The following is a 23,527-nucleotide window of genomic DNA, read 5'->3' as shown; positions in this document are numbered from 1 at the left end:
CTCTCTGGAGTCAATTAAATGGTTGACTATTAAATTAATATTTCTAAACTATTTTGGTAAAGACTTCAATTCAACCGAATCCTTACCGTCTTTTTCTACCATGTTAACAGCAACTTGTTCGTCAGTTGCTGTTGGAATATTTTTGCCAACAAAATCAGCGCGAATCGGCAATTCCCGGTGGCCACGATCTACTAAAACCGCAACTTTAATTGAACTAGGACGTCCATCATCCATTAAAGCGTCCATTGCTGCTCGAATTGTACGACCAGTATAGATTACGTCATCAATTAAGATAACCTTCTTATCGTTAATATCAACGCTTATTTTATTTGAATTAATTACTGGATCTTGCTTCAAGGACGCATCATGACGATCATCACGGTAAAGTGTGATGTCTAGTTCATCAACTGGCACATCAACGTCTTCTAACTTTTGAATACGATCATGAATTCTCTTAGCTAAGTAAACACCACGCGTTTTGATACCGATCAAAACCAGATTATCTGTTCCTTTATTTTGTTCAATAATTTCATAAGTAATTCGAGTTAGTGCACGCTTCATTGCTAATGCATCCCAAATTTCCTTTGCCATCTTTTACCCTCCTGATCTTGCCCATGAAAAAAGCTCCTAGTATCAGAGACTAGGAGCTTAGAGTAAAGTCAATACTTATTTAAGCCTGCCTTGCTAGCCTCACGGGACTAATTTTAAAGGACATTCATTGCTTTAAAATTACTGTAAATTATCTTCTTTGTCAAGCAATTTAATTAAATTCAACTTGATTAACAAGATCATTAATATTTTCAATACCTAGTTTTTCTAATTCATTAGGCAATTCATCAGCAATATGTTTTGATGCAATACTGTCTTTAAAATGAGCTGTTCCAACCGCAACAGCATTAGCACCAGCAAGCATAAACTTGATTACGTCTTGAGCTGAACTAATTCCACCCATTCCAATAATTGGCAAACTTGTACTTTGACGAACTTGGTGAACCATTCTAAGCGCAACTGGCTTAACTGCTTCTCCAGAAAGACCACCAACATTGTGACCTAAAACAGGTTTTCTTGTTTTAATATCAATATCCATCCCTAAAAGAGTATTAATTAGGGACAAACCATCTGCACCGCCCTTTTCAGCAGCTTTAGCAATTTGTATGATATCAGTAACATTTGGAGTTAGTTTCACGTAAATAGGAACATTAGTAACTGCCTTAATTTTCTTTGTTAAAGATTCAACTACATCTGGATGAACACCAAAACTCATACCGCCTTGGTTTACGTTAGGACAAGAAACATTAATCTCTAAAGCATTAACTAAACCTGAATCAGATAATTTTTGGGCTACTTCAACATAACCTGCTTCATCTTCCCCACCAACACTAGCCATGATTGGTAAAGCAGGATAACTTTGACGTAAAGGCGCTAACTTATCTTTAATTACCGCATCAACTCCAGGATTCGTTAATCCAACTGAATTTAAAACTCCAGTATCTAAAACAGCTATTTGTGGCTGAGGATTACCTGTTGTTGCATGAGGAGTAGTAGTCTTAATGACCATTGCTCCTAAATCATTTAAATCAAACTTCTTAGCTGCTGGAACATCTCCAAAGCCAAAAGTTCCACTTGCTGGCATAACTGGATTCTTTAAATCTAATCCTGGTAATTTTACATGCGTATTAATCATATTTTCCTCCAAAATGAATGCTCACGGTCATTCGATTATTTTTCAAGAACTGATTGTACACGCTTTTTTGTTTTTTTCAAAGTTAAAAATTTTATTTGTAATTCTTGACCGAAGGTGCTAAACTTCATTTTGATTAAACTTTAAACGGTACAGAGAGACCGCAAGTTAAAAATTATTGGCTTAAATTATCTGGGAAAGTCTATACCTAGTGTCTCTCTGCGCTCGGTGTAGACTTTTTTTATGGAGGAAAAATGACAAGACCAGTTATCGTTGCCTTAGATTTAGACAATGAAAAGAAATTAAATGCACTCTTACCTAAGTTAGGCAAACCAGAAAATGTTTTTATTAAAATTGGAATGGAACTCTTTTTCAATGAAGGTCCTGCAATTGTTAGAAATTTATCTGAGCAAGGCTATCAAATTTTCTTAGATTTAAAAATGAGTGATATACCTAATACTGTTTACAATGGGGCTAAAGCCCTAGCTCAATTAGGAATCACTTATACTACAGTTCATGCTCTTGGCGGCAGTCAAATGATTAAAGCAGCAAAAGAAGGTTTAATTGCTGGCACACCTGTCGGTAAAAATATCCCTAAGTTATTAGCTGTTACAGAATTAACTTCAATTTCTGATGATATTTTGCACGAAGAACAAAATTGTAATTTATCAATGAATCAGCAGGTTTTAAGTCTAGCTGAAACTGCTAAAAAGGCTGGCGCTGATGGAGTAATTTGTTCACCGCTAGAAGTTAAGAATTTGCGTCAAAATGTTGGTGACGACTTTTTATACGTAACTCCTGGCATTCGCCCAGCAGGAAATGCCAAAGATGATCAGTCTAGAGTAGCTACGCCAGCCCAGGCAAAAGAATGGGGTTCAACCGCGATTGTAGTGGGACGTCCGATTACCCTAGCAACTAATCCAGAAGCAGCATATGAAGCAATTAAGAAGGAGTTCAACTAAAATGCATAAAGATCAAATTATCAGCCAATTAATCCAAGAAAAAATTATTACTATTTCACCTGATAAACCATTTACATACGCAAGCGGGATGCTTTCACCAATCTATACCGATTTACGCTTAACTGTTTCCTATCCCGAATTGCGTGACATGATCGCTAGCGACTTGGCCAATTTAATTGCAAAAGAATTTCCTGAAGCAACAATTGTCGGAGGTGTTGCAACAGCAGGAATTCCACATGCTGCTTTAGTTGCTGAAAAATTGCACCTACCAATGATTTACGTTAGACCCAAGCCAAAAGATCATGGAAAAGGTCGTCAAATTGAAGGCCGCTTCTCAGAAAATGATAAGATCGTTTTGATTGATGATTTAATTACTACTGGTGGCTCAGTCCTTAATGCAGTTAAAGCCACAGAAAAAGATGGTGGTCATGTTGCTGGTGTTTCTTCAATTTTCACATATTACTTACCAGATGCCAAAGAAAACTTTAAAAAGGCAAATGTAAAATATGCACCACTTCTTTCCTACCCTGAATTGCTGAAGAAAGAAAACGAGTCTGGTCATATTACTAGTGAACAATATGATATTTTGAAGACTTGGCATGAAGATCCATGGGCTTGGGGTAAAAAGTTCAATAATTAATACAAATATTTGAAAAAGCAGAGATGATAGCCAACGATTATGTTGCAATCATCTCTGCTTTTTTTGTTTATTGCGCGTTTCTTTTTTCTTTTGAGATTTTTATAAAAACAAAGTTAATTAATCGCTTTATTTTGCTTGTGTTAGACTTAAGAAGAGTAAGTCATTTTCTTTTTTATTAGCATTTTGTTAATAAAAAATACAACATTTTTATTTATAATAATTGTAACTAGCAGAAAGGATGGATGAAATATGGATACAAATAATATTTTGTCTTACATAAAATGGCGTGGCGATATTTCCCTTTCTGCACGACCATTTGACGAAGTAGATGCATTAGTAATTGCCACATTTTCTTATATTCATCTCGATGGTATCGTCCCCGACTCTAATAAAGAAGTTTCAATTAAAGACGTTGCCAAAAAATATTTTAATTCATCAAATCAAAACTTAGATCACTACAAGTATCAAGATTTACTTAAATTAATGGCTAACTCAGTTCGGTTTGGGGATGCCAAATTATCTTATTTTGCTGATGTTCTAACTGACCGCATTCAATTTTCTGCGATAAAAATTAGTTTAGATAATGATACTAATTTTATTTCTTTTCGTGGTACTGACGATACATTAGTTGGCTGGAAAGAAGATTTTGAAATTAGTTTTAGAACTACTGGAGCTCAAAAATATGCATTGAAATACCTCACAAATATTCTTAAAACTACCAATCAAGTATATAGTCTCGCAGGACATTCTAAAGGTGGAAATCTAGCTGAATATGCGGCAGTTAACTTACCAGATGATCTAAAAGAAAATATTGACACTATTTATACTTTTGATAGTCCCGGACTTAGTACACAAGTTGATGGCGTAACCGACAAATTAAAACGCTATGTTCCAGAATTCAGTATTATTGGACGATTGTTTGAGCCAGAAAATATTACCCCAACCATTTTAGTCAGTGATCGGTCCAAACTTGCTCAGCATGATCCAATGAGTTGGGAAGTTTCAGGCTCTCATTTTATTACTAGAAACCATAGAAACCCTACTTCTAAAATATATAATCAAATTATCAATCAATGGATTGGCGAAGCAAATCTACAGGAGCGAGAAGCCTTAACTAATTATTTATTCAGCGCGTTTGCTGCAAGTGGCGCAACCAAAATTACTGAGCTTAATAAAAATGGTTTTGGCGGTTTTGGCGCAATACTTTTTTCACTTACTGATTCTTCAAGAAGAACTAGATTCGTGTTAGGTAGTTTATGGGAAACCATTTGGCGTAGTATTAAAGCAACGCATCTCGAAAAACTTTTTATTAATACTAATTCAATTATCGGTTGGGTTTTAATTCTTCTTGGTATTGTTGATCTCACAATTCCTGATTACGCTTATCGCGCGTTTGGTGGCTTAGTTGCCCTCTTTTGCGTAGGTTGGAGTGGTTATCACATTGTTGAGACCGCAAATTCTCATCTTTTGCCTAAACCCAAAAGATTCTTCATTATTTCCTACCTAATAGTTTTTGGCCTTGCAATTGCAATTATTTCAAATAATCGCTTGCTTAACTTCTTAGCTCATTACGTTTTAGGTATCTTCTTAATTGGTTTTGCATACGTAAGATTACGTAGCGTAATTGTTAAAAATAAGAAAAATGGAATCTTTAGAAATATTATTGATGTCCTAGAAAGTTTGATCGCTTTTGCTGCAGGAATTATTGTGATTATAAATCCAAATTACTTTAGTCGGCAGGCAGTAATTAGCTTAGGAATTTTATTAATTATTTATGGTTTTTTCCAACTAGTAATGGAATTATTCAAGCAAAGAAAACTACGTATGCCATCTAAACATCGCTAAAGTCACAAAAAAGCTTTCGGAAAATCTATTCCGAAAGCTTTTTATTTTTCTTGCAAAACTTTTTCAATCGCTGCAGCAACCCCATCATGATCACAATCTTTTGTAACCATTTGAGCATTATCTTTTACAGACGTTACCGCGTTTCCCATAGCTACACCAATTCCAGCATATTTAATCATACTTAAATCGTTCTCTTCATCCCCAATAGCCATTATATTTTCATTAGTTAAATTCAATTTTTGACACAGAATTTTCAATGCATTTCCTTTTGAAACACCCTTGGGGTTAGCTTCATAGTAAAATGGGGCAGTTTTTGTAAATGTAATTTTATCATCTAAATGCGCAAATGGCGTATGATCTGCAATTTTTTTATCCAAGTATTTTTGTTCATCAACGTACATGCACTTAATAATTGGCACATCTTTCATCTCAGCAGGAGTCCGATAAGAAATGCCTAAATTAACCAAATTAGCTTCGTATAGCGTAAAGTCTCCGATATCTCGATCGGCTGTATAAATACGATTTGGAGCAGAAGCATGAAAATGCAGCCCTAATTTTAAAGCTATTGTTTCTAAATCAAGGTAATTGTCATAGGTCAATTTCTTTTCAAATAAAACATTGCCAGAAGTTGTTTCAACTACGCCGCCTCCAAAGCAAACGACATATTCGTCATTTTGATTAGCCAAGTTTAATTCATGCAAAATTTGCTTTACACCGCTTAATGGCCTTCCAGTTGCAATCACAATCTTAATTCCAGCTTTTCTCGCCTTTAAAATTGCATTCTTCACTCCCCTGGTCAGCTGTTTTTGAGAATTCAACAAAGTTCCATCAACATCAATTGCAATTACCTTAATTTCATTCATTCTCTTACCTCAACAAAGCTCCTAACAAAACAACTAAGCCAATACAACCAACCACACTCAACTGTAAACGCCAAGTAATCGTTAAATAAGCAATAAACTCCCGCACAAATGCATTTAGAGTAAAATACCATTTGGTTTTAGCTCCATAGCCAATGCAATCTAGCCCCATTCTCTTAGCTAAAACTAATGCGCGATACACATGATAAGAATTTGTGACAATTGCAAAACGTGAATCAGCTTTCATTAACTTATGCGAAAAAGCTAAATTTTGTCTAGTTGTCTTTGACTTATCTTCAACAATAATATCTTGTTTAGAGATTCCCTTTTCTTCGGCATACTTTGCCATTGCAGCTGCTTCAGGAATTTCTTCTCCTGGTCCTTGTCCACCTGACATAATAATTTTTGAACCTGGATTATTGCGGTAAATCTCAATTCCACGGTTAATTCTAGCGGCAAGCAGCGGTGTCACTTTTTTTCCAATTAAACCAGCACCTAAAACTACGATATAATTTAATTTTTTTATCTTAAAATTAATCAGATTAATCCATGAAGTCAAAGTATACATCATCATAATAAAAATTAAATAAATGATGGTCAAATTAACAAATAAATACAAGTAGGTACCAAAATTATTGCGCGTTAATCGTCCAACTACAGGGAATAAGAATAAGTAAGCAATAATTCCAATTCCCATTGCTAATGATAAAAAGTTAGTCCAGCGATTACCTTCCCGAATTAAAATTTTAATTCCATTATAAATAAACATCACTATTAAAACTGCAATAAAGGCAAAGACCAAAACCATCAATGCAATTAAAATCACTGCAAAAACAAGTAAAACAAATTGGTGTGTAATTGGAAAAACCTCTGCTGCAATCATTAAGCTAACTGCTGTGAGTAAACCGAAAGTTATTATTGTCCAAACTAACGTCATCCCTGACCACAGACTTCGTCTTTCATGGGTCAATACCCAAACAAAGGTTGCTAAAGCCAGTAAAAACGAAATTAATACAATTGAAAATGATAAGATCACTTATCATTTCACCACCTTAATGTAACGTAAATATCTCTAGATGTACCCTTTTCTTAATTATACAAAATAAATTGTACTGATACGTTTGCTCCGGTATAATTAAGAAAATATTTTTAGGGAGGAATCAATATGACAGATCAACTTTTAGTAACAACCACTGAAAATATTCCCAACCAAAAATACGAAATTATTGGTGAAGTTTTCGGTGTAACTACTCAATCAAAGAATGCTATTCGCGATTCTGGTGCTGGATTGAAAAGTATTGTTGGTGGTGAAATCAAAGCCTACACATCTATGCTAACTGAATCAAGAGATCAAGCAATTAATCGTCTTCGCCAGAATGCTGCAGATTTGGGAGCAGATGCTGTAGTAATGATGCGGTTTGACTCAGGATCTATTGCAGGCGATATGCAATCAGTAGTTGCTTACGGAACTGCTGTTAAATTTATTGATTAGCTAAAAAGACTGACATTAGTCAGTCTTTTTTATTTTCTTAAGCCTTTAGGGTAGAAATTCTTCAAAATTTGATCATTACCGATTTTTCCAAAACTAAAGATGTGATTTTGATATGCGACTAAAACAAAACCTCGCAATTCACTATTTACCTTAATAGTTTCACCATGTAGATAATGTTCATAATCAGTTTCATTTTTCAAATTGAGCAATTGCTTTTGCTCTTTTTGACCTAAAACTTCAGCTAACTGATGACTAGGTTCAAAGCGTTTTTTCTTAAGTAGGCCTAATTCAACACCATTATTTAAAATGTGTAATTCATTTAATAATTCTGGATCAACAGCTGGGACAAAAACATGACCATTACTTTGTAAAACTGTTTTCTGCCAATTTTCTAAACCATCTGGCAGTACAAAATCATCTAAAACTTTTGCTACTGTTGTAATTTCATCCTTAGTTAAACGCGTAATAGAGCTCTTTTTCTGATGTTTTTTCTTTCTCTTCTTAACTTTACCTGAAGCATCTTCAACTGCTTCAGTACTTCTTAAATGGGCTATAAACTGACCTTCACCAACTCCATTCTGAAACCAAAGTCTAACTGTATCTTTTAATTCAGGCAAATTAGACTTTGACCAATCTGATTTACCCATTGACATTCCTGGATATAACTTTAAAGGTTCGATTTTTAAATGGTAGTTTTCAACTAACCAAGCAACTATTTCTTCATCTTCTTCTGGAGAATAGGTACAAGTAGAATAAACCAATTCACCGCCTGCCTTTAACATCTTCATTGCTTGTGTCAGAATTTCTTTCTGTCTTGCCTGACAAGTTAAGACATATTCTGGAGACCAGTACTGCATTGCTGCAGGATCTTTTCTAAACATTCCTTCACCAGAACAAGGTGCATCAACCAGAATCTTATCAAAAAAATTGGGTAACTTTTTTGATAAACGTTCAGGACTCTCATTTGTAACTACAACATTTGTAGCTCCCCACCGCTCTAAATTTTCACGTAAATCTTTAGCTCGACTCTTTGAAATTTCATTAGCCACTAAAAGTCCTTTATTTTCTAAAAAACTTGCTAGTGCAGTTGACTTACCACCGGGTGCAGCACATAAATCAAGTACCTTTTCTCCAGGTTTTACATTAAGGGCAACGGCTGGATACATCGCTGATGGGTCTTGAGAATAAACATAACCGCTAGTCCACTCACTGTCACGTCCCGAAATTCCACCATAATAACCATCACTAGTAAATTCAATGGGGTCAGCAAGACTATATTGGACATCGTGATAATTATTCTTTAAAGGATTTAATCGAAAGCCCTTCTTACTAGAACTATCAATTGCTGCAAAAAATTTATTGCTCTCTTCTTCTCCAAGCAAATTTTGATATTTCTTAATAAATTCAACTGGTAATAACATTATTTTTCCTTCTTAATTTTTATCGCAAGTAGCATCAACACGTATGTAATAATCTGCATAGCAAATACAACTAAAAATAAAATATAAAGTTGACTATGGTTAGAATAAAACTTCCAAGTCTGTAATCCTAAACTAGTTAACAAAACTACAATTCCGTTTGCCAAGAAAAAACGTAGTCCAGAATCAGCCAATAAGTGAGCCCAGATTTTTCCAGGTACAAATTTTAGGTTTACCGGATTTTCAGCTAAAACAGCAGCTATAGCTGCAACTACAAGAGCAATTACCACATACAAGATAGCTGCAATTAGTTTCTTAGTAGGACTAATTCCATGCTGTCTATTGTAAGTTTTACTGAAATCTTTAGTCTGCATGTTTCCTTTTGAATACGCATGCATAGAATTAGCTTCGTTTTTGTTTAAACCATCTACTACGATCTTATAATTAGTAATTGACTCTTTGGCAGTGGGCTGATTAATCCCTGTTGAAAGATAATAAACTGCTTGTCCATTTTGACTTTCGTTATTTCTCTTTAATTCACCAATAATGGTTACATAATCATTATTTTCCTTTAGATAATGATTATTTTGTAAAGTTACAACTTTACTTTTGGTATCCGCTGAAATAACTGCAAAAGGAATTGATCCATCAAAGTCGCTTTTAGTAAAGTAACGTGAGCTTCCTTTGGCCAATGGTTGACTCTTTAAATTATAATTAGCCCAAATTAATACTCGATCTGGAATATAATCTGATTCAAAATGAATCTGCACTTTATCATGAGCGAAATTTTTATTTACATAGTTTAATAACTGCTTAATATTATGCTTTTTCTTAGATTTAAAAACATAATATGTACTCGACAAACCATTATTATTCAAAACTTGGTCAGCTCTTTGAGATTGCTGGCGAGATAAAATCATCCCTAATCCCAAAAAGGTTACAAAAGAAATTATTAAAAGAATAAGTCGTTTTATTTTCATTATTTTATTTCAAAAACCTTTTCGTTAATAAAATCAAAGCTTTGAAAGCTGTGATTAATTTTCGTATTAGTCCTACATTTTGCTTTCTGCCAAAAAGAAGTAGAATTTGTAGCACCATTTTTTTCGCCAATAAACAATAACACTGGTTGATGATCAAGACTACGATATAAATCAAGAATCTTTAAATCATCTTCGCCAAAATTAGGCGCCCAGGAGCAAATGATCAGATCAACTTCAGGATGCTTTTTAATTGCACTTAAGGCATCCAGATTCTCTGTTGCAAAAATTGGAGCTTCTCCGGTTGTTGAACTTTTAGCCCAAGAAAAAGAATCACTTGCTGTTGCCTTTATCCCCACCTGACTTAAAGCCTTCGACCAATATGCATTTCCTGCCATAATTTCTAAGCTTGATTTAACATGATACTCTTGCTTAATTAACCTAGCTGTTTCTAAGTTTGGCAAAGACCAAACTCCATATTCTCTTGAAAGAAAACTTCGAAAATTATTAAGTAAATTATTTGCTTCTTGGACTTTATCTTTATTCCCGATATTATCTATCATTATATCTAAGCTATCAGGTAAAAATCCAAGTGAATTAGGTGATTTTGGTAAAATCTTTTTTTGCTGAATATTGGCAATTATATTATTAATTATGTTAACTTGTCTATGAAGAGGTAAATAATTCAGTTCTCTGTCTAATTGATTGAGTTTAATTTGATACTGTTTCATTTGATACATTCCCTATGAAATGATTTTACCATTCAAAATTAATAAAAACAGGTATAATAAAAGTGATGTAAGCATTAAGGAGCAAAAATTATGTCAAAACATAAAGCTGAATCGGCTGAATCGCTTGGTCATTGGCTCCTGCAGGTATTCATTCTAGCAATTGTAATTTTTGGTTTATATATTTTTATGTTCCGCGTATTACTTGCTAATGAAACTATCACTGGACCATCAATGCAGTCAACCTTTGAGAATAATGATCGAATCATTGCAGTAAGACATTCTAAGCTCTCACGTGGTGATATTGTGATTTTACGAGCGCCAGATCAACCAGGCGCACTTTATATTAAGAGAATTATCGGAGTGCCTGGAGACAGCATTAAATCAAAAAATGATGTAATGTATATTAATGGAAAGCCAATCAAAGAGCCGTACTTAACAGAATACAAGAAAAAGCTTGCTAAAGGTCAACTATACACCAATAATTTCAGCCTGCAGCAGCTTTATCATGTAAAGCGAGTGCCAAAAGGCTGTTATTTCGTAATGGGCGATCACCGGATTGTTTCAAAAGATTCACGGATGTTTGGCTTTATCAAGAAAAAAGATATTGTTGGTGAGGTCAAATTACGATATTTCCCATTTGATCAAATACAATGGTTTAAATAGATTTTTTTAGAAAGTGTGAATTATAAAATGAGTCCTGAAGAATTATCCGATGCAATTATTGAGTTTGAAGTTAAAAATAATGTCAACGATACAGCGCTTGCTTTCTCAAGTCACCTATCTGTAGAAAAATTGCATGCGATGAAGACTGGCGAAGCTAAGTACACAATGGAAGAAGCTGAACAAGTTTTAGATTATATTCAAGCTAATTCTTAATTTAAAATTACTGGCAGCAAAAAAAGGAATAGGGTTTTGAAAACAAATTTTCAAAATCTTATTCCTTTTTCTTATATCTTCGCTTCATGATACTTACGCAGAAGTACGACATTAATTGCAATCAAAATTATATCAACTGCTAAAACAACTGCCATGGTCAGATAATTACCAGTTAGATCAGACCTAACGTCAATAGCATCTTTACCTAAAGTTGTTAAAAACATTCCATTTTGTAAAAATCCTGTCACTGAATCCATGACGAACCAATAAACATTAATTAAGAATATTAATCCGATGCAAGTTAGCGAAACAACTACAAGGAAGTAAACTAGTTTACTTATCTTTTCTGGCAAGAAATCGCTAACTATTTTTCCAGTAAAGTTAATTAAACTAACCGCAAGATAAATAAAAATTCCAATTAAAATCAGCAAAACAATAACTGAAATCAAATCTGTTATATGGATATCTTGCCATAACTTTTCTTCACCAATTGAGCCGAAATTTTTAAATGTCGTTTTCCAAAACTCGTTTGTGCCAATTATTGGTAAACCTGCAATTAATATCATTGCTAATTGAATAACTACTAAATATAAGCCATCAACAATTGCAGAAAACAAATTTGCAAGTAGCAAGGTACTTTCCTTGATTGGTGCTAAACGCCAAGTCTGAGAGGCATAAACTTGTTCATTTTTTCTACTTGATAGAAATAAGTAAGCTACATCAAACAAAGGTGTAATAGTAATAAACGAAATTAGGAAATATGCCTTACTTTCACCTTCAAAAGCAGAATAAAATAGTGCCCAAAAACCAAGCAGAATACCAACTACTATTTGTAAAAATACAAGACGCCGAACTAGTCGTACCTTATTTTTAGTTAATTCTTTAAATATTGATGAAAAAGACGTCATTAGGCATCCCTACTTTCCCTCATGGAAATCCTTCAAAAGCCAGATATTAATTGAACCTAAGATAATATCAATTAAGGCCATCATTAAATTACCTTCAGCAAATGCAACTAGCCCATTACTTGTTTCGCCCCAACGTAATTGATTTAGTAAACTGCCTAAATTGTTTGTTAATACAATAAAGATAAAAATCAAAACGATCATAATCACGAAACGAATTAACTTACTATGCTTATCAGGAAGAAAATCAGTGATTGTTCTACTTGAAAGATTAAGTGTTGTTACAATGCTATAAACTAAAATTGCAAATAATAAAAATGCTAATAATGCACTTAGCATTTCTCCGATTGGAAATGAATCAGAGAGCTTTTGCCAAAAGTCACCTGCCTGGCTTGACTTAGAGATAGCTTGATTAATTTCCCAGATATTGGTTCTTACATCATTACTTATTAACGCTGGTAAAAATGTAACAACGCCCATTCCAATTTGGATTAAAACTAAGTAAAGTCCGTTAACAATAGCTGATAATATATTAGCTAAGTAAAACTTACTAGATGAAACTGGAACCAGACGCCAAGTTTGCGAACTATATTCCTTTTCATTCTGCCAAGCAGAAAGCACTACATAAGCCATATCTGCCAAAGGGGCAAAAGTGAAGACCATTACAAACCAGGCTATTGGTTTATCTTGATTAGAAAATGCACCGCCATTTGAAAATAATGCCCAGAGTGCGAAAACGGAGGCTGCTACCAATTGCAAGAGAGCCAGTAAATAAACGCTGCGACGTTTCTTTTTACCCATTTGATTAAATAATGCTTTAAAAGTAGTCATGTTTATTCAGCTCCTTCATCTGCATATAAGCTTTCATAGTATTCCTCAATACTATGTCCCTTTGCTCTAATATCATCTGCTGAGAGATGACTAGCGATTTTCTTATCTTTTACAATTACAACTTCATCTAAAATCGTCGTAATTTCATTTACGAAGTGATCAGAAATAACAATAGTGCTATCTGGGCTCTTCCAAAGTAAGATTGAATTAATAATTCTTTTTCTAGCCATTGGATCAATTCCAGAAAACGGTTCATCAAGTAAGTATAATTTTGCTTCTCGACTCAAAGTTAGCGCAATTTCAAGTTTTTCGCGCATACCACGTGATAATTGTCCTAACTTCATATCGTTGTTGAGTTTCATAAATGAACGTAGCTGTTCAAATTTACTACTATCAAAATCAACAAATAATTTTTGATAAAATTCTTCTACCTCGCCAACCTTAGTAGAATCGCTTAAACCTTTTAGGTTATCTGTCATAGCAATGTTAGCCTTGCGGTAAACTTCACTGCCATCGCCATTAAGAAGTACTTCTCCTTGATAATGTTTGGCAATTCCTACAATCACTCTCATCAAAGTAGTCTTACCGGCACCATTTTCACCCAAAAGCGCAATAATCTTACCAGAATCAACGTCTAAATTTACATCTTCAAGAATAGTTTTTAAATTTTTGCGATATGTTAATCCTTTTACCTCAAGTAGTTTACTCATTTTAATCTCCCTTCTTCTCTTCTATGAACTTTTTAAGCTCCTCAAGCGTCTTTTCTGGAGTTAGGCCCAATTGTGCTGTGCTTTCTAGAAATTCGCTCATTGTGTCCTTAATTAGCTCTCTACGCTTTTGTAAAATCAGCTCTGTATCCGTTGTAACGAATGATCCCAGTCCTCTTCGAACTTCAAGAATACCTTCAGTATTCATTTGGTTAAGTGCTCGTTGAACAGTATTTACATTTACAGTTAGATCAACGGCTAATTGGCGCACTGAAGGAACTTTCTCTCCTGGCTTTATTTTGCCCAGAGCGATTTGTCGGTAAAGATACTTTTCAATTTGAACATAAATTGGAATATTATCTTGGAATTGCAATCTTTACACCTTCTTCACTAGTGTATGGTTTATCTATTACACTAATATAATACCAACATCTATTTTTAAATACAAGTTATATTTTTGTTTCACAGTTTTAAAATTATATTTTTTAATAAAAAATAGCAGACAAAATGCTTATATTTCAAGCTTTTTATCTGCTATTTAGCAGGTTAATAGTATCAGTGTAAAACTATTTTTAATTTTTAATTAATTTATACATGTTGATATAAAAGTATTTAACTAACATCAAAAGAAAGTAAAAGTTAATAAATTTAATCAAAAATAGTTAAAAATTGTTTCACTTACTATTTATTTCTTATTTCTCTCAACATTCAATTGATTGATCTTACGTAAAACATCCACAGCTTTCCACATACTTTCGAGGACAGTATATTCATATCTACCATGCATGTTTTCTTCACCAGCAAAAAGATTTGGACAAGGCAAGCCCATATAAGTTAATTGTGAACCATCAGTACCGCCACGAACTGGATCTTCATTGACAGTAAGACCTTCAGCCTTATAAGCATCTCTAGCTAAATCAACAATCTCCATATGCTTTTCTAATTCATCAGCCATATTGTAATATTGATCCCACATCTTAAGCTTAATTCTCTCACTGCCAAATTCGTCATTCATCTTCTTAACGATGTCTTTAACCAGATTCTTTCTTCTTTCAAGTCCATCGCGTTCAAAATCACGAATAATATAATCCATATGTGCTGAATCAACAGTTCCATCAAAATTCATTAAGTGGAAAAATCCTTCTCGACCATCAGTGTGTTCTGGACGATCATGTTCAGGTAATTGATTATGGAAATCAATCCCAACCTGAATTGCGTTGATCATTTGTCCCTTTGCTACTGCTGGGTGAACATTTACTCCTTGAATATCTAAGCCAAATTGAGCTGCTGAAAACGTACCCCAGTCAAGTTTTCCTGGTGCTTCACCATCAACTGTATAAGCAAAATCTGCTCCAAATTCTTCAACATCAAAATGTTCTGCTCCGGTTCCAATTTCTTCATCTGGAGTAAAAGCTAATTTAATTTCACCGTGTTTTTCTTCGGGATGTTCCATCAAGTATTCCGCAAAAGTCATAAGTTCTGAAATACCACACTTGTCATCCCCACCAAGTAAAGTATCGCCAGAAGCTGAAATAATAGTTTGACCCTTATAATTTTTTAAATGCGGAAAGACTTCAGGATCTAAGTAAAACTCACTATTACCTAGTTGAATCTTGGATTTACCGTCATAATTTTCAGTAATTTGTGGTTTCACATCAACTGAATTAAAATCAGCTGTATCACAGTGTGCTAACAAGCCAAATGTTGGCACCTTATAGTCAATATTTGACGGAATAGTAGCAATTACACAGCCACTTTTTTGATTATAATGAACATCTTTAAGGCCTAATTCTTCTAGGTCCTTCATAATTACATTCTTTTGAAAGTTTTCTTCTCTTTCAGTTGATGGAAAACGGTCTGAATGCTCATCAGATCGTGAGTTTACTTTAACGTATTTTAAAAATCTTGGTAGTAAAGTTGGATATTCTGTCATTTTAATCTCCCCTAAAATAAATCTTGAAATGGATTAGTAGATACTTCTGATATTACTACAGGCACATTCCAATTATAGTCCTTATTCCACTTTTCAAGACGCTCGCCTACTTTATATTTAAAGAGCTTTTCAGTATAGTGTCCAGGATCAACTACAGTTAAGCCACTTGAGATCATATCATGGCCAACATGATAATAAACATCGCCAGTAATAAAGGCATCAACGCCATCAACTAAGGCTTGACGCCAAAATTTACCACCATCGCCGCAAATAAAGGCAACTGTTGAAATCATCTTGTCATTATCTGCTGTAATCAAACGGGCCATTTTAATATGCATCTTATCTTTGACATAGTATGCAAAGTCTTTAGCAGTCATTTCTTTAGGTAGTTTACCTTTTCTACCAATCGCAATTCCATCTGAATCTAAAGCAAAAGGTTCAACATCCTTTAGTCCAAGCTCCTCTGCTTGCCAGTCTGCTGATCCATTTTGAGCCTTATCAGAATTAGTATGAATTGAGTACACGGTAATTCCATTTGCAATCAGTTTGCCATACATTGCATTTTGAGGATCAGAAAAGTCCAAATTTTTTGCTGGTCTAAACATTACCGGATGATGACTAATGATCAAATCAACGCCCCTTTCAATTGCTTCATCTACTACTTGAGGGCGAACATCTAAGGTGGTCATTACTTTAGTAACTTCAGCCTCCATCGATCCAATTTGCATTCCAACTGGATCACCTTCAGAGGCAATTTCTTCTGGAAAATCTTTCCTTAAACGATTTACAATATCTGCTACTTTTGTCATTTCAACACTTCCTCAATCATTTTAATTAAGTTATTTATTTTATTAATCTTATCCTCATCTTTATTCTTAGCCTTATTCAAATTAGCCTTTAAATTTTGATAATATCTAAGTTGATTAGTCCACTTTTTAATAAAAACAGGATTTTTTTCTTTTAATAAAAATGGGCCAAATGCCAATTTCTGCTCAGATAAATCATGCTTGTTTGTCTTAATTTCTGCCTTAATTATTTCATAAATATGGCCAGCTACCTCAATAATTTTCTCAGCTACAATTTCATATTGATGATCCATCAACCACTTTCTTACTAGTGATTCACCAATATTAGCCTCCAAAATTAAGGTTGGATATTTTTTACCTTCTTGATAAGCCGTTTCTAAAAGATTAGTCATCAGCTTTCCGCCCATTCCCGCGATTACCACGGTATCAATTCGATCTTCAGCCTTTAAAGTCTCTAAGCCCGATCCTAATCTTGTTTCAATTTTATTTTCTAAACCTGCTTGTTCAATATCTTGTTTTGCATTATTTAAAGGACCTGCAGCAACGTCGCTTGCAATCGCAAAATATATTTTTCCTTCTTTTACTAATGCAATTGGCAAATACGCATGGTCGGTACCAATATCAGCCAATCGGCTTTCAGGATCTACCATTTTACCAATTTGAGCTAGTCTTTCTTCTAACACACTCTCACCTCTTACTAAAAATTTTAGCATAGATGGCTTAAAACTTACTTGAAAATATTTTTTAACAAAAAAAGCAACAGAAGATCAATTAAATTTCTGTTGCTTTAAAATCATTTTATTTATTCATAATAATGTCAGATGGTTTAACATCATCACCAAAGTAAGGCTTCAATTCTTGGTTGTAATCATTTACAAAGAATCCATCCTTATTAAGCTTATTGATGTGCTTGTTAGTCCAATCAAGAAGTGACTTGTTTCCCTTCTTAACTGCAGGAGCAATGTATGAATTTGGTCCTAAGTGCTTAATTCCAACAGTATACTTAGGATTGTTCTTTGCCCAAGCATACAAGTATGAATTATCGTCTGCTAAAGCTGCAGCACGACCATTCTTCATTGCATTAAATTGTTGAGTCTTAGAATCAAACTTCAAAAGATCAACATCAGGTTGCTTGCTGGTAAAGTAGTTTTCAGCAGTGGTACCCTTAGTTACGATAACTTTCTTACCCTTTAATTGGTTCACATTAGTAATTGGCTTAGATTTTGGTGAAACAACACCAACTGACACCTTCATATATGGTTTAGCAAAATCTACCACTTGTTTTCTTTCTGAGGTAACAGTGAAATTAGCTAAAACAAGGTCAGCCTTATTAGCATTCAAAGTATCAACACGGTTATTAGCATTTACTTGAACAAACTTAACCTTAACTCCCATTTCCTTAGCTAATTCTCGAGCTAAACGAACGTCATATCCAACTCGCTTACCATCTTTATTTACCCAACCATATGGAGGTAAATCACCAAAGACAGCGACTTTCAAAGTACCACGTTTCTTAATAGCGGCAACTGAACTAGGATTGTTGCTTGAATTGCTACTACTTGAGCTATTTGAGCATGCAGTTAACGCAACAGCTCCAACTGCTAAAATTCCAACTGCCGCAATTAACTTTTTAATAAATTTATGTTTCATTTTTTACTCTCCTAAAATTCCATACTCTCTAAAAATTCTTCTGCTCTCTTTGTTTTTGGATGTTCAAAGAATTCTTTCCCAGGGGTATTTTCAACGATCTTTCCATTTTCTAAGAACAAAACTTGATCCGCAATTTGTTTAGCAAAATTCATCTCATGCGTAACAATAATCATTGTCATATGGTCATCATCAGATAATTGCTTAATCAATTCCAAAACGCCTCTAACCATTTCTGGGTCAAGTGAGGCAGTAACTTCGTCAAATAACATTAAGTCAGGATGAAGTGCTAAAGCTCGAATAATTGCAATTCTTTGTTTTTGCCCTCCAGATAACTGACGTGGATAAGAATCGGCATATTGCTCCAAGTGCACTCTCTTTAACAATGCTTTGGCCTCTTGCTCAACTTCGGCCTTTGAGCGTTTCTGTACTTTGACTGGACCAAGTAAGATATTTTCCATTACAGTCATATTTGGAAAAAGATCATAACTCTGAAAGACCATTCCAATCTTTTGACGAATTTGTTGCCAATTTTTGGCATTGGGAATAATTTTCTTTCCTTCAAAGACAATAGTCCCATTTTTGAATTCTTCTAGACCATTTAAACAGCGTAACAATGTACTTTTTCCGGAACCTGATGGACCAAGCAAAGTTAACACTTCTCCCTTATTTAAATAGAAAGAAATATCATGCAGTACTTGTTTATCTCCATAAAACTTGTTTAAATTTTCAACTTCTAATATTTTTTCAGCCATATATTACGCCTCACTTCTCTTGTTTAATCGCTTTGCCCACAGTGATAGAGGATAATCAACAATGAAGTACAAGAAGAAAATCAATCCATATACCCAAAACACACCATTTGGATTAGTTTGATTATTTGCTTCAACGATTTGTTGTCCAACGTTGATTACATCCATTACACTAATCATCATTAATAGAGAAGTAGTTTTAATCACTCTTGTTGCTAAATTTATTGTTGCTGGAAGTTCTAATTGAAAAGCTTGCGGTAGTAAAACATAAATAAATAATTGCCACTTATTTAATCCCAAGGCTAAACCTGATTCTTTTTGAATCTTTGTTACTGATATTAAAGCACCGCGAACAATATCACTAAATTCAGCTGAAACCCACAGTGAAAATGCAATTACTGCCATGACTGAAGCAGACCAATTTAAATTAAATTGTCTTGGTAAAATATAGTAGAACAAGAATAATAAAACTACTGTCGGAACTATCCGGAAAAACTCTAAATATAGTCTAAATATTACTTTCACAAGTCGACTTTTAGAAGTTCTTAAAACGCCGAATAAAGCTCCAAGTGCTAATCCAATTATTAAAGAAAGTACTGCAATCCAAACACTTGTCCAAAGACCACTAAGTAAACGGGTAAAGTTTCTTCCTTCAAATAAAACATTAATCCCCGAATGTCCCATAACGTACTCTCCTTTCAAGCCAAGTTAACAGTAAAGATAACGGAATAAGAATTATTGCATATGCAATTACTAAAACAAATAAATATTCATTTGAATGGTAGTATAAGCCAATCAAGTCTAAGGCTGTGTTCGTTAGTTCAGGAATCGCAATTACAGAAAAAATAGAAGTTTCCTTAATTAAGAAAATTATATTTGCTGCAATAGCTGGAACACTAAGCGCAAATCCTTGAGGAAAAACTACATAGCGCGCTAATTGCCATTTTGACATTCCAATCGCTTCACCAGATTCAATTTGATTTTTACTAATTCCATCAAATCCTCCTGTAAAGCCTTCTGCCATATAAGCTCCACCTAAAAATACTAATCCAATCAAGCCACAAGTTACTGCGCTCATCTTTAATCCAATTACTGGAAAAGCATAGTATAAAAAGAAAAGCTGAATCAATAATGGTGTATATCTAGCAAGCTCAACATATGCACTTGTAATCTTATCAATTATTGGAACATGAAAATATTGAATCAAGCTACAACAGAGCCCAACCACCATCGCTCCAATAATTCCAACAAAGGACATCCATACTGTTGTCTGAAAACCTTTGATAAATTGTGGCAAACTTTGTTGAATAATTGCCCAACTCATATTTTCCCTTCTTTCCTAAAAGTAAGTAACTGTTAGTATTATAGACTTACTTTAAGTCAGTTACAATAGGTAAGCATATTAAATTTATATATACTACTATACATATTATTTATACTGAAAAAGCCTTGCAGCAATATTACATTACTACAAGGCTTTTATTATATTTAAAATACTAGTCTAAGAAATCTTTCAATTGATTTGAACGACTTGGGTGACGTAACTTACGCAAAGCTTTAGCTTCAATCTGTCTGATACGTTCACGAGTTACCCCGAATACTTTACCAACTTCTTCTAATGTACGAGTACGTCCGTCATCTAGACCAAAGCGTAAACGTAAAACATTCTCTTCACGGTCAGTTAAAGTATCAAGAACTTCTTCAAGTTGCTCCTTTAATAGTTCATAAGAAGCATGTTGCTCAGGACTAGTTGCATCTTTATCTTCGATAAAGTCACCCAAGTGAGAATCATCCTCTTCACCAATTGGAGTTTCAAGAGAAACAGGTTCTTGTGCGATCTTCAAGATTTCACGAACCTTATCAGTTGGCATGTCCATTTCAGCACCAATTTCTTCTGGAGTTGGTTCTCTACCTAAATCTTGCAAAAGTTGTCTTTGAATTCTAATCAACTTGTTGATTGTTTCAACCATGTGAACTGGAATACGAATAGTTCTAGCTTGGTCAGCAATTGCACGAGTAATTGCTTGTCTAATCCACCAAGTTGCATAAGTTGAGAACTTGAATCCTAAACGATAGTCAAACTTATCAACAGCTTTCATTAAGCCCATGTTACCTTCTTGAATTAAGTCTAAGAAGGACATTCCACGACCAACATAACGCTTGGCAATAGAAACAACCAAACGTAAGTTAGCTTCAGCAAGTTCTTGCTTCGCTTCTTCGTCGCCAGCTTCAATTCGCTTAGCTAAGGCAATTTCTTGGTCCGCATTCAACAACGAAACACGTCCAATTTCTTTCAAATACATCCGCACTGGATCGTTCATTCTTACACTTGAAGGTGCAGACATATCCTTTAATTCAGCTTTTTCAACATCTTTTTGCTTCTTTAAAGCTAATTTAGAAGGTTCGCCTTTTTCATCAACGATACTAATTCCATTGTCTTCAAATTCTTGAACAAGTTGATCTACCGCTTTTCCTTGAAGATTATATGGCTTAATTAGTTGAGCAGTAAATTCTTTTTCAGTGATTTGTTTATCTTTTTTAACTTCCTTAACAACTTCCTTGACTTTCTTATCAAGTGTCATTGTTGCTTCTTTTTTGGTAGTCTTACTCTCTGCCATGTAAAAAAGCCCCCTCTAAAACTTCTTTCTTCTTAACGCAATTACTTTTTGCGCTATTTCAAGCTCCAAACTATTATCTTGTTTTCTTTGAGCTTCCTTTAATTGACTAAGCAAGTCGTTTAATTGCTCATCAATCTTGCTCTTTTCCAATGCCCTTAATTGATCATCTAACTCACGTTTAGAATAATCAGGAGGCATCGGAATCATTTCCATATTAATAATTATACCTTGAAGTTCCTCAGGAATAAAATCAATAAAACCCTTCACTTCTGCTTCATCATGGGTTTGATGATATTTTAGCCAAAATTCTGCTAATTTTGCATAACGCTCATCCGGGAATAAAAACTGCTGACTTAAAAGGTAATCTCTTGCTTCATCACTATGTATAAATAGGTACAGTAAGCGATCTAAAGCTGGATTTCTAGTTTCACTATCAGTTCCTGCTTGAGCCTCTTTAGGCTCTGCTGATTCACTTACATTCTCCATTAATGTAGATGCTTGATAAGCTTGCTGATGATTTCTAGCTCTTTGTAATTTTCGTCTCTCACGTACAAAAGTCACTTTAAGAGATTCACGAGTTACGCCAGTTTGACGTGCCAATTTATCAAGATACAAATCAGCAGCTACAGGATCATTTAATCCTGCAATCATTTGGACAGCTGCTGTTATATAAGCTAGTTTTTCTCGATCATTATGCAAATTATACTGATTTGCTAATCTTTCAAGTAAAAAATCTGTTGAACTAAGAGCACCTGCAACTTCTGCACGATACTTTTCTTTTCCATATTTTTTTACATATTCATCTGGATCAAGATTTTCTGGTAAAACAATTATTCCTAAATTAAAGCCTTGAACTTGCCCAAATAATTTTGTTGCACGTTCAGCAGCATGAATACCAGGTGGATCTCCATCATAGTTAACCAAAATATTAGGTGTAATTCGCCTTAGCATATAAACTTGCTCGGTCGTTAAACTGGTTCCCATTGAAGCTACACCAGACTGAATGCCAGCTTTATAAGCAGCAATAACATCCATGTAGCCTTCATAAAGAATCAAATGTTTTTCACTTCTAGCTGCTTTTTTTGCTTCAGCAAAATGAAATAACAGTTTAGATTTATTAAAAATCTCAGTTTCTGGACTATTCATATATTTAGCAATAGTTTTATCATTGCTAATTCTTCGACCAGAAAAACCAACTGTATAGCCTGATTCATCCCCTAAAGGAAACATCAAACGATCACGAAAGCGGTCAAACAATTGACCATCTTGCGATTCAACAAATAACCCACTTTCTCTTAGATCATCATCAGTGTAATCTTTCTGTTTTAGATAAGTAAGGAGAATATTATCACTATCTGGTGCATACCCTACCTTAAAATGCTTTAGCAAGTCATCGGTTAATTCACGCTTTCTGGCATATTTAAGCGCTCTTTCACCAACTTTAGTAGTTAGCAGAATATGTTGGTAAAATTCCGTTGCCTGCCGATACATCTTCTTTAATGGACTAAGTGGCTTGGCCGCTTCTCCGTAACCTTCTGGCATCTGAAGATGCGCCAATTCAGCCACCTTTTTAACACTTTCAGGAAAAGTAAGATGATCCTGATACATTAAAAACTTAAATACATTTCCGCCTTTGCCGCATCCAAAGCACTTAAAAAACTGCTTACCTTCACTAACAGTAAAAGATGGCGTTTTTTCTTGGTGGAAGGGACAAAGTCCTAGATAGTCTTTACCCTTTTTTTCTAAAGAAACATATTGACTTATTACATCAACAATATCGACAGAATTGCGAACTTCATCGATAAATTGTTCAGGAATACGTCCTGCCATCAATGGATCATCCCAA

Annotated in this window: 26 protein-coding genes; 6 read left to right on the top strand and 20 right to left on the bottom strand. The window is 34.3% G+C overall.

The genetic code is table 11. The features are described 5' to 3' along the window. Positions 1-48 precede the first annotated feature (48 nt). Together pyrR and F3I00_RS04755 are read right to left on the bottom strand one after the other, a co-directional pair. Positions 49-591: a bifunctional pyr operon transcriptional regulator/uracil phosphoribosyltransferase PyrR gene (pyrR, locus tag F3I00_RS04760; RefSeq protein WP_003648952.1), complete on the bottom strand. Its 543-nt coding sequence runs from the start codon at positions 589-591 to the stop codon at positions 49-51. Between the two features lie 169 nt (positions 592-760). Beyond that, complete coding sequence (locus F3I00_RS04755; RefSeq protein ID WP_003648953.1) at positions 761-1,684, bottom strand: dihydroorotate dehydrogenase; 924 nt, start codon at positions 1,682-1,684, stop codon at positions 761-763. A gap of 251 nt (positions 1,685-1,935) precedes the next feature. Here F3I00_RS04755 and pyrF point away from each other — a divergent pair, with 251 nt between their 5' ends. The 3 genes from pyrF to F3I00_RS04740 all read left to right on the top strand — a co-directional run bounded on the left by pyrF (position 1,936) and on the right by F3I00_RS04740 (position 5,128). After that, complete coding sequence (pyrF, locus tag F3I00_RS04750) at positions 1,936-2,643, top strand: orotidine-5'-phosphate decarboxylase (RefSeq protein ID WP_020807299.1); 708 nt, start codon at positions 1,936-1,938, stop codon at positions 2,641-2,643. A gap of 1 nt (position 2,644) precedes the next feature. Then, positions 2,645-3,283 carry an orotate phosphoribosyltransferase gene (pyrE, locus tag F3I00_RS04745; RefSeq protein ID WP_003647205.1) on the top strand — a complete coding sequence of 213 codons (639 nt, stop codon included), beginning with the start codon at positions 2,645-2,647 and terminating at the stop codon, positions 3,281-3,283. A 249-nt stretch (positions 3,284-3,532) separates the two neighbouring features. Continuing rightward, entirely contained in the window at positions 3,533-5,128 is a 1,596-nt protein-coding gene (locus tag F3I00_RS04740) for an Mbeg1-like protein (RefSeq protein WP_020807300.1), read from the top strand. Between the two features lie 41 nt (positions 5,129-5,169). Here the strand turns inward: F3I00_RS04740 and yidA are convergent, their stop codons facing one another. Both yidA and F3I00_RS04730 read right to left on the bottom strand, forming a co-directional pair. Next, a complete protein-coding gene (yidA, locus tag F3I00_RS04735) occupies positions 5,170-5,991 on the bottom strand; it encodes a sugar-phosphatase (protein WP_020807301.1) in 822 nt (273 codons plus the stop codon). Positions 5,992-5,995: 4 nt separating this feature from the next. Beyond that, entirely contained in the window at positions 5,996-7,024 is a 1,029-nt protein-coding gene (locus F3I00_RS04730) for a YdcF family protein (RefSeq protein ID WP_020807302.1), read from the bottom strand. A 129-nt stretch (positions 7,025-7,153) separates the two neighbouring features. Here F3I00_RS04730 and F3I00_RS04725 point away from each other — a divergent pair, with 129 nt between their 5' ends. Next, a complete protein-coding gene (locus F3I00_RS04725) occupies positions 7,154-7,480 on the top strand; it encodes a heavy metal-binding domain-containing protein (RefSeq protein WP_159311017.1) in 327 nt (108 codons plus the stop codon). A gap of 29 nt (positions 7,481-7,509) precedes the next feature. Here the strand turns inward: F3I00_RS04725 and F3I00_RS04720 are convergent, their stop codons facing one another. The 3 genes from F3I00_RS04720 to F3I00_RS04710 are packed head-to-tail and all read right to left on the bottom strand — an operon-like array spanning position 7,510 to position 10,606. After that, positions 7,510-8,901, bottom strand: coding sequence for an RsmB/NOP family class I SAM-dependent RNA methyltransferase (locus tag F3I00_RS04720; protein WP_020807303.1), 1,392 nt, complete (start codon positions 8,899-8,901; stop codon positions 7,510-7,512). Further along, positions 8,901-9,878, bottom strand: coding sequence for a hypothetical protein (locus F3I00_RS04715; protein ID WP_159311016.1), 978 nt, complete (start codon positions 9,876-9,878; stop codon positions 8,901-8,903). The genes F3I00_RS04720 and F3I00_RS04715 overlap by 1 nt, the downstream gene beginning before the upstream one ends. Then, positions 9,878-10,606, bottom strand: a complete 729-nt coding sequence (locus tag F3I00_RS04710) for a hypothetical protein (RefSeq protein ID WP_020807305.1) — start codon at positions 10,604-10,606, stop codon at positions 9,878-9,880. Before F3I00_RS04710 ends, F3I00_RS04715 begins: the two co-directional genes overlap by 1 nt. A gap of 90 nt (positions 10,607-10,696) precedes the next feature. Here F3I00_RS04710 and lepB point away from each other — a divergent pair, with 90 nt between their 5' ends. Both lepB and F3I00_RS04700 read left to right on the top strand, forming a co-directional pair. Further along, complete coding sequence (lepB, locus tag F3I00_RS04705) at positions 10,697-11,269, top strand: signal peptidase I (RefSeq protein ID WP_159311015.1); 573 nt, start codon at positions 10,697-10,699, stop codon at positions 11,267-11,269. A 27-nt stretch (positions 11,270-11,296) separates the two neighbouring features. Beyond that, positions 11,297-11,482: an LBP_cg2779 family protein gene (locus F3I00_RS04700; protein WP_003648964.1), complete on the top strand. Its 186-nt coding sequence runs from the start codon at positions 11,297-11,299 to the stop codon at positions 11,480-11,482. A gap of 71 nt (positions 11,483-11,553) precedes the next feature. Here the strand turns inward: F3I00_RS04700 and F3I00_RS04695 are convergent, their stop codons facing one another. The 13 genes from F3I00_RS04695 to dnaG all read right to left on the bottom strand — a co-directional run bounded on the left by F3I00_RS04695 (position 11,554) and on the right by dnaG (position 23,511). Continuing rightward, positions 11,554-12,390 carry a hypothetical protein gene (locus F3I00_RS04695; RefSeq protein ID WP_020807307.1) on the bottom strand — a complete coding sequence of 279 codons (837 nt, stop codon included), beginning with the start codon at positions 12,388-12,390 and terminating at the stop codon, positions 11,554-11,556. A 9-nt stretch (positions 12,391-12,399) separates the two neighbouring features. Beyond that, on the bottom strand, positions 12,400-13,218 hold the full coding sequence (locus F3I00_RS04690; protein ID WP_020807308.1) for a hypothetical protein: 819 nt from the start codon (positions 13,216-13,218) through the stop codon (positions 12,400-12,402). A 2-nt stretch (positions 13,219-13,220) separates the two neighbouring features. Then, positions 13,221-13,928: an ABC transporter ATP-binding protein gene (locus F3I00_RS04685; RefSeq protein ID WP_003648967.1), complete on the bottom strand. Its 708-nt coding sequence runs from the start codon at positions 13,926-13,928 to the stop codon at positions 13,221-13,223. 1 nt (position 13,929) lies between these two features. Beyond that, the gene (locus tag F3I00_RS04680) at positions 13,930-14,298 is read right to left on the bottom strand and encodes a GntR family transcriptional regulator (protein WP_003648968.1); all 369 of its coding nucleotides are present in this window, start codon (positions 14,296-14,298) and stop codon (positions 13,930-13,932) included. A 312-nt stretch (positions 14,299-14,610) separates the two neighbouring features. Next, positions 14,611-15,858, bottom strand: coding sequence for a peptidase T (gene pepT / locus F3I00_RS04675; protein WP_020807309.1), 1,248 nt, complete (start codon positions 15,856-15,858; stop codon positions 14,611-14,613). An 11-nt stretch (positions 15,859-15,869) separates the two neighbouring features. Continuing rightward, entirely contained in the window at positions 15,870-16,667 is a 798-nt protein-coding gene (locus tag F3I00_RS04670; RefSeq protein ID WP_020807310.1) for a Nif3-like dinuclear metal center hexameric protein, read from the bottom strand. Next, a complete protein-coding gene (locus F3I00_RS04665; protein WP_035425595.1) occupies positions 16,664-17,377 on the bottom strand; it encodes a class I SAM-dependent methyltransferase in 714 nt (237 codons plus the stop codon). The genes F3I00_RS04670 and F3I00_RS04665 overlap by 4 nt, the downstream gene beginning before the upstream one ends. Positions 17,378-17,462: 85 nt before the next feature. Further along, positions 17,463-18,314 carry a transporter substrate-binding domain-containing protein gene (locus tag F3I00_RS04660; RefSeq protein ID WP_020807312.1) on the bottom strand — a complete coding sequence of 284 codons (852 nt, stop codon included), beginning with the start codon at positions 18,312-18,314 and terminating at the stop codon, positions 17,463-17,465. An 11-nt stretch (positions 18,315-18,325) separates the two neighbouring features. Beyond that, positions 18,326-19,066 (bottom strand): amino acid ABC transporter ATP-binding protein, encoded by a 741-nt coding sequence (locus tag F3I00_RS04655; protein WP_020807313.1) that lies wholly within the window; start codon positions 19,064-19,066, stop codon positions 18,326-18,328. A 3-nt stretch (positions 19,067-19,069) separates the two neighbouring features. Beyond that, positions 19,070-19,747 carry an amino acid ABC transporter permease gene (locus F3I00_RS04650; protein ID WP_020807314.1) on the bottom strand — a complete coding sequence of 226 codons (678 nt, stop codon included), beginning with the start codon at positions 19,745-19,747 and terminating at the stop codon, positions 19,070-19,072. After that, positions 19,728-20,387, bottom strand: a complete 660-nt coding sequence (locus F3I00_RS04645) for an amino acid ABC transporter permease (RefSeq protein WP_159311014.1) — start codon at positions 20,385-20,387, stop codon at positions 19,728-19,730. The genes F3I00_RS04650 and F3I00_RS04645 overlap by 20 nt, the downstream gene beginning before the upstream one ends. A gap of 172 nt (positions 20,388-20,559) precedes the next feature. Next, on the bottom strand, positions 20,560-21,681 hold the full coding sequence (rpoD, locus tag F3I00_RS04640) for an RNA polymerase sigma factor RpoD (RefSeq protein WP_003647189.1): 1,122 nt from the start codon (positions 21,679-21,681) through the stop codon (positions 20,560-20,562). Between the two features lie 15 nt (positions 21,682-21,696). Beyond that, positions 21,697-23,511 carry a DNA primase gene (gene dnaG / locus F3I00_RS04635; protein WP_020807316.1) on the bottom strand — a complete coding sequence of 605 codons (1,815 nt, stop codon included), beginning with the start codon at positions 23,509-23,511 and terminating at the stop codon, positions 21,697-21,699. Between the last annotated feature and the right edge of the window lie 16 nt (positions 23,512-23,527).

It is taken from the genome of Lactobacillus sp. JM1 (assembly GCF_009834385.1).
Lineage (GTDB): Bacteria > Bacillota > Bacilli > Lactobacillales > Lactobacillaceae > Lactobacillus > Lactobacillus paragasseri.
The sequence above is the reverse complement of the archived record's forward strand: the minus strand, read 5'-3'. Positions and strand labels throughout refer to the sequence as shown.